Genomic DNA, 12236 nt, shown 5'->3' with positions numbered 1-12236 from the left:
TCTTGTGTTCATAATTTTTCTCAATAAAACACAAGAGTCATCAGGTTTCCTGACAATGGCATTTACTAGCGATTCCCTCGCCGTATTTCTGGCAGTGCTGGACGGTGGTTCGTTTTCCGCAGCCGCTCGCAAGCTTGGGCGCGTACCTTCAGCCGTGAGCATGGCCATCGCCCAGCTGGAAGCCGAACTGGACATGGCCCTGTTCGACCGCGCAACGCGCAAGGCCCTGCCCACCAGCGCGGCATTGGCACTCGAACCCCAGGCCCGACAGGTGATCTGCCAACTCAACCTGCTGGATGCCCAGGCCCTGCAACTGCACAAAGGGCTGGAAAAGCGCCTGACCATCGCCATGGCGCCCGAACTGCAGACCGGGCGTTGGAGCCAACCGCTGGAGTTGCTGGCGACTGAGTTTCCGAATCTGGAGATCGAAGTGCGCTCTGCCACGCAATCGGAAGCCATTCGCCTGCTGCATGAAGGCAGCGTGCAACTGGCACTGGTGTTCGAACGGCCCGGCATCGATGAGCGCGAGTCCTTTCTCGAGGCCGGCAGCCAGTTGCTGGTGGCGGTCGCATCGCCCCGCCACCCCGCCGGCCAGCACAGCGGCACGCCGTTGCCCGAGGAACAACTCGCCGAACAGCGGCAGATTATCGTGGCGTCCGGCAACCCCACCGGGTCCGACCCGCGCATGGTGTTGTCGCGCCGCATCTGGCTCACCGACAGCTACCTGGCCACGCTGAACCTGGTGCAGTCCGGCCTGGGCTGGGCCTACCTGCCCCAGCCCCTGGTCGAGCCGCTGATTGCCTCGGGCGCGCTGGCCGAGGTGCGCTTCGACAACATGGCCAGCCGCTTGCGGCTGTGGGTGGACATCATCTGGATCAAGTCCCGCCCGCTGGGGCTGGGTGCACGCCGCTACCTCGACGCCATGCGCCACTGCTTCGAAAAAGAGCCTGCAAGGTCGTGACGCCTTGCCTTGGGCCACTTTCATTCGATTAAAAAGAATGCTCCTATGCGCTTTCGATAAACAAAAACAAACTGATCGAAAGCGGCCCACTCCCCATGATGACGCTCCGCCAGATCCGCCATTTCATCGCCGTCGCCGAGACCGGCTCGATTTCCGCCGCCGCCCAGGCCGTGTTCATTTCCCAGTCCACCCTGACCCTGGCCATTCAACAGCTGGAGGAGGAAATCGGCGTGCGCCTGTTCGACCGCCACGCCAAGGGCATGACCCTGACCCACCAGGGCCATCAGTTCCTGCGCCAGTCGCACCTGATTCTGGCCACGGTGGAAAACGCCAAGCGCAGCTTGCAGCAGAGCACCGACCAGGTCACCGGCAGCCTGACCATCGGCGTTACCAGCCTGGTGGCCGGCTACTACCTGGCCGACCTGATCAACCGTTTCCAGCGCGCCTACCCCAATGTGCGCACCCGCGTGGTGGAGGACGAACGGCCCTACATCGAACACTTGCTGGTCAGCGGCGAGATCGACGTGGGCGTGCTGATTCTGTCCAACCTGGAAGACCGCCACGCCCTGCAGACCGAAGTGCTCACCCATTCACCACACCGGCTGTGGCTGCCGCCGCAACACCCCCTGCTGGAGCGCGACAGCATCGCCCTGGCCGATGTGGCGGGCGAGCCGTTGATTCAGCTGAACGCCGATGAGATGGGCCTGCACACCCAGCGCATCTGGTCCCGCGCAGGGCTGGTGCCGCAGGTGACGCTGCGCACCGCCTCGGTGGAAGCGGTGCGCAGCCTGGTGGCCGCCGGCCTGGGTTTGTCCATTCAGCCGGACATGACCTACCGACCGTGGTCGCTGGAGGGCGACATCATCGAGGCGCGCCCGCTGGTGGACCTTTCCGAACCGTTGGACGTCGGCCTGGCCTGGCGCCGGGGAACCGCGCGGCCAGCGTTGGTCGACCCGTTCCTGACGGTGGCGCGCGAACAGCCCAACGCCAAGCGCCTGTCGATCTGACGGCACACAGCATTCGTTTTTTTCGAACGACACTTTCAGTATTAAGAATTTGTCGCCCACAGGCCCGGACTCTAGTCTCTGGTTCCATAGCAAAGGGCCAGTTCCGGGCATCACCCTGCCGGAGCCTGCACATGCCCCTCGACAATAAAACCGATAAACGACGAGCCTCCAAGATGACTGGTGCCCCCCTGCACACCGCGTTGCTGATCGACGGCCAACTGGTCGCAGGCCTTGGCATTGCCGAGCCGATCATCAACCCGGCCAGTGGCGAGATCCTCGTCAGCATCGCCGAAGGCTCGCTGGACCAGCTCGAGTCAGCCATCACTGCCGCCCACCGCGCGTTCCCGGCCTGGTCCCGCACCACACCTGCCCAACGCGCCGCAACGCTGCTGGCCATCGCCGATGCCATCGACCAGCACGCCGCCGAGCTCGCCCGGCTCGAAGCGCTGAACTGCGGCAAGCCGCTGCACCTGGCGCGCCAGGACGACATTCCTGCCACCGCCGATGTGTTCCGTTTCTTCGCCGGCGCCGTGCGTTGCCAGCAGGGCCAGTTGTCCGGCGAGTACATTCCCGGCCACACCAGCATGGTGCGCCGCGACCCGGTGGGTGTGGTGGCCTCCATCGCGCCGTGGAACTACCCACTGATGATGGCGGCGTGGAAAATCGCCCCGGCCCTGGCGGCAGGCAACACCTTGGTGTTCAAACCCTCCGAACACACCCCGCTGAGTATCCTGGCCCTGGCACCGGCCCTGGCGCAGATCCTACCGCCCGGTGTGCTGAACATCGTCTGCGGCGGTGGCGAAGGCATCGGCAGCCACCTGGTCAGCCACCCGAAAGTACGCATGGTCTCGCTCACCGGCGACATCGTCACCGGGCAGAAGATTCTCCAGGCCGCCTCGCGCACGCTTAAACGCACCCACCTTGAACTGGGCGGCAAGGCCCCGGTAATCGTCTGCAACGACGCCGACCTGGCCGCCGTGGTCGAGGGCGTGCGCACCCACGGCTACTACAACGCTGGCCAGGACTGCACCGCCGCCTGCCGCATCTACGCCCAGGCCGGTATCCACGACCGCCTGGTCGCCGAACTGGGCGATGCCGTGGCCAGCATTCGGTTCGCCCGCAAACGTGACGCCGACAACGAGATCGGCCCGCTGATCAGCGCCCGCCAGCGCGACCGGGTGGCCAGCTTCGTCGAGCGCGCCCTCGGCCAGCCACATATCGAACGCGTCACCGGTGCCGCCGTGCACTCCGGCGCCGGCTTCTACTACCAGCCGACCTTGCTGGCCGGCTGCAAGCAACAGGACGAGATCGTCCAGCGCGAAGTGTTTGGCCCGGTGGTGACCGTGACCCGCTTCGACCAGCTGGAGCAAGCGGTGGACTGGGCCAACGACTCCGAATACGGCCTGGCCTCGTCGGTGTGGACACAAAACCTGGACAAAGCATTCCAGGTCGCCAATCGCCTGCAGTACGGCTGCACCTGGATCAACACCCACTTCATGCTGGCCAGTGAAATGCCCCACGGCGGCCTCAAGCGCTCGGGGTACGGCAAGGACCTGTCCAGCGACTCGCTGCAGGACTACAGCGTGGTGCGCCACATCATGGCGCGCCACGGCCAGCAGTTGGAGTGAACGCCCCCGTCGGCACATCCCTAGCGACAACAACAAAAGGAAGACACCCGATGCGCAAGACCGTACTGCTCAGTGCCATCACCACCGCCCTGCTGGCCAGCGCCGGCACCCAGGCCGCCGAGGCCCTGAAGGAGGTCGGCGCGGGTGAAGGCCGCCTGGACATCGTTGCCTGGCCCGGCTACATCGAGCGCGGCGAGTCCGACAAGAACTACGACTGGGTCACCCCGTTCGAAAAGGAAACCGGTTGCCAGGTCAACGTCAAGACCGCCGCCACTTCCGACGAAATGGTCAGCCTGATGACCAAGGGTGGCTACGACCTGGTCACCGCATCGGGCGACGCGTCGCTGCGGCTGATCTACGGCAAGCGCGTGCAGCCGATCGACCCGGCGTTGATCCCCAACTGGAAAAACATCGACCCACGTCTCAAGGACGCTGCCTGGTACGTGGTCAACGGCAAGACCTACGGCGCGCCCTACCAGTGGGGCCCTAACCTGCTGATGTACAACACCCAGGTATTCCCCACCGCACCGGACAGCTGGAAAGTACTGTTCCAGGCCGAAAACCTGGCCGATGGCAAACCGAACAAGGGCCGCGTGCAGGCCTACGACGGCCCGATCTATGTCGCCGATGCCGCGCTGTACCTCAAGGCCACCCAGCCTGAGCTGGGCATCACCGACCCCTACCAGCTCGACGAAAAGCAGTACGCCGCCGTGGTCGAGCTGCTGCGCAAGCAACGTGAACTGGTGCACCGCTACTGGCACGACACCACCGTGCAGATGAGCGACTTCAAGAACGAAGGCGTGGTCGCCTCCAGCGCCTGGCCGTACCAGGCCAACGCCCTCAAGGCCGAAGGCCAGCCCATCGCCACCGTCTTCCCGAAAGAAGGCGTCACCGGCTGGGCCGACACCACCATGCTGCATGCCGAGGCCAAGCACCCCAACTGTGCCTACAAGTGGCTGAGCTGGTCGCTGGAGCCCAAGGTCCAGGGTGACGTGGCCGCCTGGTTCGGCTCGGTCCCGGCCGCCCCGCAAGGCTGCAAGTCCAGCGCCCTGCTGGGTGCCGAAGGTTGCGCCACCAACGGCTACAACCAGTTCGACAAGATCGCCTTCTGGAAAACCCCGGTGGCCGAGGGCGGCAAGTTCGTCCCTTACAGCCGCTGGACCCAGGACTACATCGGGATCATGGGCGGTCGTTGAGCCACGGCTTTGCCCTGGCGCCTGACGCTCAATCGAGCGTCAGGCGCCTGCCCCACACCGAACTACCCGCTAAACGATTTCCCGTCCTTCAGAGCAACGGGCCGGGCCCGGCCATGCCGAATTCCTGCCCCTTGGAGCGTGCACCATGACCACCCCTGCTGTTCAGTTCACCCAGGTTTCCCGCCAGTTTGGCGAGGTGAAGGCCGTTGACCGGGTGTCCATCGACATCAAGGACGGCGAGTTCTTCTCCATGCTCGGCCCTTCGGGCTCGGGCAAGACCACCTGCCTGCGCCTGATCGCCGGCTTCGAGCAACCCAGCGCAGGCTCGATCCGCATCCACGGCCAGGAAGCCGCCGGCCTGCCGCCGTACCAGCGTGACGTCAACACGGTGTTCCAGGACTACGCGCTGTTCCCGCACATGAACGTGCTGGAGAACGTCGCCTACGGCCTCAAGGTGAAAGGTGTAGGCAAGGCCGAGCGCCTGCAGCGTGCCGAGGAGGCCCTGGGCATGGTGGCCCTGGGTGGCTATGGTGGCCGCAAACCGGTGCAACTGTCCGGCGGCCAGCGCCAACGCGTGGCCCTGGCCCGCGCGCTGGTCAACCGCCCGCGCGTGCTGCTGCTGGACGAGCCACTGGGCGCCCTGGACCTCAAGCTGCGCGAGCAGATGCAGAGCGAGCTGAAGAAACTGCAGCGCCAGCTGGGCATCACCTTCATCTTCGTGACCCACGACCAGAGCGAAGCGCTGTCGATGTCCGACCGCGTGGCGGTGTTCAACAAAGGCCGTATCGAACAGGTCGACACACCACGCAACCTGTACATGAAACCAGCCACACCGTTCGTGGCGGAATTCGTCGGTACGTCGAACGTACTGCGCGGTGATATCGCCCGTGCCCTGACCGGCAACGCGCAGCCGTTCTCCATCCGCCCGGAACACATCCGCTTCGCCGACGGCGAGCGCGGTTCCAGCGACATCGAGATCAGCGGCCTGCTGCACGACATCCAGTACCAGGGCGCAGCGACCCGCTACGAGATCCGCCTGGACAATGGCCAGAACCTCTGCCTAAGCCAGGCCAACAGCCAGTGGGCCGACACCCACCTCCCGCACCAGCCGGGCCAGCAGGTGACCGCACGCTGGTCGCGCGAGGCCATGGTGGTGCTGAACGAGGGCGCGTGACATGGAACTGACGATCAATGCACCGGCACCCGCGGCCGCCAATCGCCCGCTGCGGCGCCTGTCGAACCTGCTGTACCGCAAGCCGACGCTGTACCTTTCGCTGCTGCTGGTACCGCCACTGTTGTGGTTCGGCGCGATCTACCTGGGGTCGCTGCTGACCTTGTTGTGGCAGGGTTTCTACACCTTCGACGACTTCACCATGATGGTGACCTCGGACCTCACCTGGGCCAACTTCGCCGCGCTGCTCAACCCGGCCAACTTCGACATCATCCAGCGCACGGTGCTGATGGCCGTGGCGGTGTCCATCGCCAGTGGCGCGGTGGCCTTCCCCATTGCGTATTACATGGCACGGTACACCAGCGGCAAGACCAAGGCGTTCTTCTACATCGCCGTGATGCTGCCGATGTGGGCCAGCTACATCGTCAAGGCCTATGCCTGGACCTTGCTGCTGGCCAAGGGCGGCGTGGCGATGTGGTTCGTCCAGCACCTGGGCCTGGAGCCTGTGCTGAACCTGTTGCTGGGCTTGCCGGGGCTGGGTGGCAACACCTTGTCCACCTCCAGCCTGGGGCGCTTCCTGGTGTTCGTGTACATCTGGCTGCCGTTCATGATCCTGCCGATCCAGGCCTCCCTTGAACGCCTGCCGCCGTCGCTACTGCAGGCCTCGGCCGACCTCGGTGCGCACCCGCGCCAAACGTTCTTCCAGGTCATCCTGCCGCTGTCGGTACCCGGCATCGCCGCCGGTTCCATCTTCACCTTCAGCCTCACCCTGGGCGACTTCATCGTGCCGCAACTGGTGGGCCCGCCCGGGTTCTTCATCGGCAACATGGTCTACGCCCAGCAAGGCGCGATCGGCAACATGCCGATGGCCGCCGCGTTCACCCTGGTGCCGATCGTGCTGATCGCCGTCTACCTGTCCATCGTCAAACGCCTGGGGGCCTTCGATGCGCTCTGATTCCTCAACTCACGGGCAGGCCTCCTGGGGGCTGAAAGCCGCTGCCTGGGGCGGGCTGGTGTTCCTGCACTTCCCGATCCTGATCATCTTCCTGTACGCCTTCAACACCGAGGATGCGGCCTTCAGCTTCCCACCCAAGGGCTTCACCCTGCACTGGTTCAGCGTGGCCTTCGCGCGCCAGGACGTACTCGACGCCATCGTGCTGTCGGTGAAAGTCGCCAGCATCGCCACGCTGATCGCCATGGTGCTGGGCACCCTGGCCTCGATGGCGCTGTACCGTCGCGACTTCTTCGGCAAGGAAGGTATCTCGCTGATGCTGATTCTGCCGATTGCCCTGCCCGGCATCATCACCGGTATCGCCCTGCTGTCGGCGTTCAAGTCGCTGGGCATCGAGCCGGGCATGCTGACCATCGTCATCGGCCACGCGACCTTCTGCGTGGTGATCGTCTACAACAACGTCATCGCCCGCCTGCGGCGTACCTCCCAGAGCCTGATCGAAGCGTCGATGGACCTGGGCGCCGACGGCTGGCAAACCTTCCGCCACGTGATTCTGCCCAACCTGGGCTCGGCCCTGCTGGCCGGCGGCATGCTGGCGTTCGCGCTGTCGTTCGACGAGATCATCGTCACCACCTTCACTGCCGGCCACGAACGGACCTTGCCGATCTGGCTGCTGAACCAGTTGGGCCGCCCTCGCGATGTACCGGTGACCAACGTGGTAGCCATGCTGGTGATGCTGGTCACCATGCTGCCGATCCTGGGCGCCTATTACCTGACCAAGGGTGGCGAAGGCGTGGCCGGCAGCGGCAAATGACCGCGCTGTGGCCCGCCCGCAAGCAAGACACCGACCGAATGTGCACTACGCTCCCGAACTGGAGGTTCCACCGATGCAAACCAAACTGCTGATCAACGGCCAACTGGTCGCCGGCGAAGGTGAAAGCCTCGCTGTGCTCAACCCATCCCTGGGCACCGCCCTGGTGGAAATCGCCGAGGCCACGGCCGCGCAGGTCGACGCCGCCGTGCAGGCCGCCGACGCTGCCTTCGACAGCTGGTCGCAGACCGCACCGAAAGACCGCTCGCTGCTGCTGCTCAAACTGGCCGATGCCATCGATGCCAATGCCGAGGAACTGGCGCGCCTGGAATCGAACAACTGCGGCAAGCCCTACAGCGCCGCGCTGAATGACGAACTGCCGGCCGTGGCCGACGTGTTCCGCTTCTTCGCCGGTGCCAGCCGTTGCCTGCAGGGTTCGGCCGCTGGCGAGTACCTGCCGGGCCATACCTCGATGATCCGCCGTGACCCGGTGGGCGTGGTGGCGTCCATCGCGCCCTGGAACTACCCGCTGATGATGGCCGCGTGGAAACTGGCCCCGGCCTTGGCCGCCGGCAACACCGTGGTGCTCAAGCCGTCCGAGCAGACCCCATTGACCGCCCTGCGCCTGGCCGAGCTGATCACCGGCATCTTCCCGGCTGGCGTGGTGAACATGGTCTTCGGCCGTGGCCCGAGCGTCGGTGAGCCGCTGACCACCCACCCGAAAGTGCGCATGGTGTCGCTGACCGGCTCGGTGGCCACCGGCAGCCGGATCATCGCCGGCACCGCCGACACGGTGAAGCGCACGCACATGGAGCTGGGCGGCAAGGCCCCGGTGATCATCTTCGACGACGCCGACATCGACGCCGCTGTGGAGGGCATTCGTACCTTCGGCTTCTACAACGCCGGGCAAGACTGCACCGCCGCTTGCCGCATCTACGCGCAGAAAGGCATCTATGCCAGGTTCGTGCAAAAGCTCGGCGAAGCTGTCGCCAGCATCCGCTATGGCGAGCAGGACGACCCAGACACCGAACTGGGGCCGCTGATCACCGAGCAGCACCTGGAGCGCGTCGCAGGCTTTGTCGAACGTGCCAGGCAGATGCCGCATATCGAGGTGGTCACCGGCGGCAAACGCGCCGACCGTGCCGGCTTCTTCTTCGAGCCGACCGTGCTGGCCGGTGCCCGCCAGGATGACGAAGTGGTACGCCGCGAGCTGTTCGGCCCGGTGGTCTCGGTCACCGAGTTCGACGATGAAGCCCAGGCCCTGGCCTGGGCCAACGACTCCGACTACGGCCTGGCCTCTTCGGTGTGGACTGCCGATGTCGGCCGTGCCCACCGCCTGGCGGCCCGCCTGCAATACGGCTGCACCTGGGTGAACACCCACTTCATGCTGGTCAGCGAGATGCCGCACGGCGGCGTGAAACTGTCCGGGTACGGCAAGGACATGTCGATGTATGGCCTGGAGGACTACACCGCCATACGTCATGTGATGTTCAAGCATTGACCCTGGCTTGAAGAACGAAGCCCCGGTCAGCCGCATCAGGCTGACCGGGGCTTCGATATCACCGCAGTGCTAGGCGGAGTCGATCAACATGCGTCACACCGTGTATCGCGATGTTCGGATTGAAGTACGACTTCTTTTCAGAGTTAAAGGGTGTGTGGGTCGCCCCGAGCACTATCGATGCCGGAGCGAACGGTGCTCTTCAACCGCTCTGTTTATAGAGCCGACAAACGTCAGATGTGCCGGCTGGTAAGTGTGCAGATCGGCGATTTCTCGATTTTCCATCCTCAACACCTTCCTTTGAACCCAAGGCCAGACGCCGGAGCGGTCCTGCAGCACTTCGTTCCCAAACGGATAGTCCCTGCTCGGCCCCCATCTCTCCGTCATGAGTGAACTATGTCTGGTGTAAACCGTGTCAGCTCGGGGGAAACCCGTCACAGGCCTTTGAAGTGCGGTAGCCACTTCTTGCGCGGCTCCAGACTTCCCTGAAAAGCAGGCAATCAGCATGAGGGGTTTGCCCAATGGCTGCCCCACCAAAAATGGAGCAATATCATTCCTCGCCACATTGGAGGCTGAATCCCATTGACCAAGTCGGTTCAATAATTGACCTTGCGGATTACCATGTGTCTTGTAGGCCAGCAGCCCCTCACCATACAGATTTTTGAAAAACGCAGTTTCCGCGACACCACGTTGTTCAGGACGAATGATGTAAGTGCCATGCTCATTCGCCGACTGTGCACCAACCGCTGCTTGAGGGGTTTCGGACATGGCCTCGTTGCCTTCAGTATTGGCCTCAGGTGAAACAGGCCTTGAAGCTGAGGCTTCGATTTTATCAGTATCGGAAGGCGTGCCCTTATGTTCTGCAGCTTCCTGGTTTTCTCCATTTTCAGCCGACGTTTTTTGCGCGGGACGTCCCTCCAACCCTTGCTCGTCAACCAACGTTAGCGGGTTGTTGCGTACCATCGTGAACACGTTCAGGCCATCCATGTTGCCGGCAGGGTCCGCACTGAGCCAACGGCATAACCAAGGCTGGTAATAGCGGTACCCGTAATAGTAGAGGCCGGTCGCATCGCGCTCCTTGCCTGAATATCGTACGAACTTGTATCGCCCCTGCACCTCACTGCGCGCCGACCATACCGAAGTCCCACCGTATGGGTAATACTCCTCTCGCGTAATCAGCGCCCCGCTACCGTCGACTTCCAGGGTACCGCTACCCAAGTGGTCATCGTAGCTGTAACGCAGCAGGTCGTTCGGCAAATCATGCGGTTTGCCCAATGCCCAGTGCAGCGCCCGCACTTGTGCGCGACCTGCCTCGCCAATGGCAATTATCTGGAGGTCTTGTGTCCTGGTCGTGCCTTGGCTGGATGTGCGTAATTCCAGGCCCGGCAAGTACAGCACCTGGTGTGCGAGCATCAGGTTCGCCGCCCTGTGCTTACTGATCTTGAGGATGCGCTGGTTGCCGCTGTCGTAGCGATAACCTTCGCTATCATCCACCCCCGTTTCTCGTACTACCGGGGTAACCTTGAGCAACTCACCTCGCATCGACCAATCTAGCGACTGGCCTGGCGATAGGGTGGTTTGCAGGCCATCAGCAGTGAACAATGCCTCGACTTGGCCAGGGACCATGGCTAACGCGCTCGACACCGCTCGATTGCTACGGTCACTCACGGTAATGTCGGTGGTGTAGTTGTTGTTGCTGGCAGGCGCACTATGACGGATACGGGTCAAGTTGCCTGCCTCGTCATACCAATAGGTACGGCTGTAACGGGTGTAGGTTGAGCTATCCAACGGTGTGGACACTGGTAACTGGCTGGATGATTGACCGGCACTGGCCATCTCTCGTCCGCTTGCGCCCACCAGCTGGTACAGGCTGTCGTAGGCGTATTCGCTTTGCGGTTCGACCTTCTGGTTGCGCCAGAAGCGGGTTTGCTCGGCATCATTGCGCACGCTCACTACGTTGCCCACCGGGTCGTAGGCGTAACGCAGATCCTGCAGCACCTTGGCCCCGTGCGCATGCCCCACGGGACGTTCGGTACGCGTAGCGGCCAGGCGCTGGGTGCGCGGTTCATAGTCATAACGCGTGACCAGGCCGTTGCCGTGGGCTTCGCGCAGCTTCTGACCGGCTGCCGAATAGCTCACCGATTCGAGGATGACTTGCTCGCGCCCGCCCTTGAGCGTCAGCCAGCTCGACTTGAGCATACCGGCCACATCGTAGGCCTGGCGCTGACCATGGCCGGCAGCGTCCAGTGTCGATACCACCTGCCCGGTGGCATCCACGCGGGTAACGGTCGTGTGGGCGCGGGCGATGGGTTGTAGCTGGGCGTTCCATTGGGCCGCCTGCTCGCCTTGCCAATCGGCAGTTACGTCGGGTTCGGATGCGGCATCGAGCAGACGCCGGGTGACCACCAGCGGCTCGCCTGTCAGGCTTATGCTCTGGGTGTGCAGCAAGCCAGCGGTATCGTAATGATGGCTTGGCTGGCCCGCCAGGTTGTGGGCTTTTTCCAGCTCGCCATTGCCGGCATACACCAGACGCTCGATCCAGCAGGCCGCCTGGCCGCTGGCCTGTTCGCTGATACCCAGCAAGCGCCCTGGCAAGCTGGCACTTTCATAATGCCAGTGGCGCACGACCGCCTGGCTGCGGTCGTACTTGCCGGCATCATCGATGGCGATGCGCTGCAGCGCCAGCAACGGCCGCCCGGCGGCATCGCCAAGGTTGAACGACACACCCGCATCGACGCTGTGGGTGCGTAGCGGGTTGCCGACCAGGTCGGTCAGCCAGCGGTAGTTGACCCGGCCACGCTCATGCAGGCGCGGGTCACTGCTGTGGCTCATGAAACCCTTGGCATCATGGTGCTGACGGGTAATCCGGGGCTGGGTCAGCGTCGGCGTGTCAGGGTGACGATGGTAATGGATGGTGCGGACCACCAGGCCCCGGCTGTCCAGCACCGTGACGGTGGGCGTGTTGCGGTGTACGGCGTTATCCGTGGTAGCAGGCATCGCGTGCCTCCTTTT

9 protein-coding genes are annotated in these 12236 nt (G+C 63.7%); 8 read left to right on the top strand and 1 reads right to left on the bottom strand.

Annotated features, from left to right (window positions below; genetic code table 11):
* The first annotated feature begins 55 nt into the window (after positions 1-55).
* The 8 genes from PspTeo4_RS04475 to PspTeo4_RS04440 all read left to right on the top strand — a co-directional run bounded on the left by PspTeo4_RS04475 (position 56) and on the right by PspTeo4_RS04440 (position 9227).
* Positions 56-961 (top strand): LysR family transcriptional regulator, encoded by a 906-nt coding sequence (locus PspTeo4_RS04475; protein ID WP_322362527.1) that lies wholly within the window; start codon positions 56-58, stop codon positions 959-961.
* A 95-nt stretch (positions 962-1056) separates the two neighbouring features.
* Entirely contained in the window at positions 1057-1968 is a 912-nt protein-coding gene (locus tag PspTeo4_RS04470; protein ID WP_322362526.1) for a LysR family transcriptional regulator, read from the top strand.
* A gap of 173 nt (positions 1969-2141) precedes the next feature.
* Complete coding sequence (locus PspTeo4_RS04465; protein WP_322362525.1) at positions 2142-3596, top strand: gamma-aminobutyraldehyde dehydrogenase; 1455 nt, start codon at positions 2142-2144, stop codon at positions 3594-3596.
* Between the two features lie 50 nt (positions 3597-3646).
* On the top strand, positions 3647-4792 hold the full coding sequence (gene ydcS, locus PspTeo4_RS04460) for a putative ABC transporter substrate-binding protein YdcS (RefSeq protein ID WP_322362524.1): 1146 nt from the start codon (positions 3647-3649) through the stop codon (positions 4790-4792).
* 145 nt (positions 4793-4937) lie between these two features.
* The gene (locus PspTeo4_RS04455) at positions 4938-5966 is read left to right on the top strand and encodes an ABC transporter ATP-binding protein (RefSeq protein WP_322362523.1); all 1029 of its coding nucleotides are present in this window, start codon (positions 4938-4940) and stop codon (positions 5964-5966) included.
* Between the two features lies 1 nt (position 5967).
* Positions 5968-6918: an ABC transporter permease gene (locus PspTeo4_RS04450; RefSeq protein ID WP_322362522.1), complete on the top strand. Its 951-nt coding sequence runs from the start codon at positions 5968-5970 to the stop codon at positions 6916-6918.
* The gene (locus PspTeo4_RS04445) at positions 6908-7729 is read left to right on the top strand and encodes an ABC transporter permease (protein WP_322362521.1); all 822 of its coding nucleotides are present in this window, start codon (positions 6908-6910) and stop codon (positions 7727-7729) included. The genes PspTeo4_RS04450 and PspTeo4_RS04445 overlap by 11 nt, the downstream gene beginning before the upstream one ends.
* Positions 7730-7802: 73 nt before the next feature.
* Positions 7803-9227 carry a gamma-aminobutyraldehyde dehydrogenase gene (locus tag PspTeo4_RS04440; RefSeq protein ID WP_322362520.1) on the top strand — a complete coding sequence of 475 codons (1425 nt, stop codon included), beginning with the start codon at positions 7803-7805 and terminating at the stop codon, positions 9225-9227.
* A 171-nt stretch (positions 9228-9398) separates the two neighbouring features.
* Here the strand turns inward: PspTeo4_RS04440 and PspTeo4_RS04435 are convergent, their stop codons facing one another.
* Complete coding sequence (locus PspTeo4_RS04435) at positions 9399-12221, bottom strand: RHS repeat domain-containing protein (protein ID WP_322362519.1); 2823 nt, start codon at positions 12219-12221, stop codon at positions 9399-9401.
* Positions 12222-12236: the final 15 nt, after the last annotated feature.

Source organism: Pseudomonas sp. Teo4 (assembly GCF_034387475.1).
Classification (GTDB): Bacteria; Pseudomonadota; Gammaproteobacteria; order Pseudomonadales; family Pseudomonadaceae; genus Aquipseudomonas.
The sequence above is the reverse complement of the archived record's forward strand: the minus strand, read 5'-3'. Positions and strand labels throughout refer to the sequence as shown.

What these genes read in the sequence shown, in the direction of transcription:
- PspTeo4_RS04435 (WP_322362519.1), bottom strand. Translation starts at nt 12,221, where the DNA reads ATGCCTGCTACCACGGATAACGCCGTACACCGCAACACGCCCACCGTC.
- PspTeo4_RS04470 (WP_322362526.1), top strand. Translation starts at nt 1,057, where the DNA reads ATGATGACGCTCCGCCAGATCCGCCATTTCATCGCCGTCGCCGAGACC.
- PspTeo4_RS04440 (WP_322362520.1), top strand. Translation starts at nt 7,803, where the DNA reads ATGCAAACCAAACTGCTGATCAACGGCCAACTGGTCGCCGGCGAAGGT.
- PspTeo4_RS04450 (WP_322362522.1), top strand. Translation starts at nt 5,968, where the DNA reads ATGGAACTGACGATCAATGCACCGGCACCCGCGGCCGCCAATCGCCCG.
- ydcS (WP_322362524.1), top strand. Translation starts at nt 3,647, where the DNA reads ATGCGCAAGACCGTACTGCTCAGTGCCATCACCACCGCCCTGCTGGCC.
- PspTeo4_RS04475 (WP_322362527.1), top strand. Translation starts at nt 56, where the DNA reads ATGGCATTTACTAGCGATTCCCTCGCCGTATTTCTGGCAGTGCTGGAC.
- PspTeo4_RS04445 (WP_322362521.1), top strand. Translation starts at nt 6,908, where the DNA reads ATGCGCTCTGATTCCTCAACTCACGGGCAGGCCTCCTGGGGGCTGAAA.
- PspTeo4_RS04455 (WP_322362523.1), top strand. Translation starts at nt 4,938, where the DNA reads ATGACCACCCCTGCTGTTCAGTTCACCCAGGTTTCCCGCCAGTTTGGC.
- PspTeo4_RS04465 (WP_322362525.1), top strand. Translation starts at nt 2,142, where the DNA reads ATGACTGGTGCCCCCCTGCACACCGCGTTGCTGATCGACGGCCAACTG.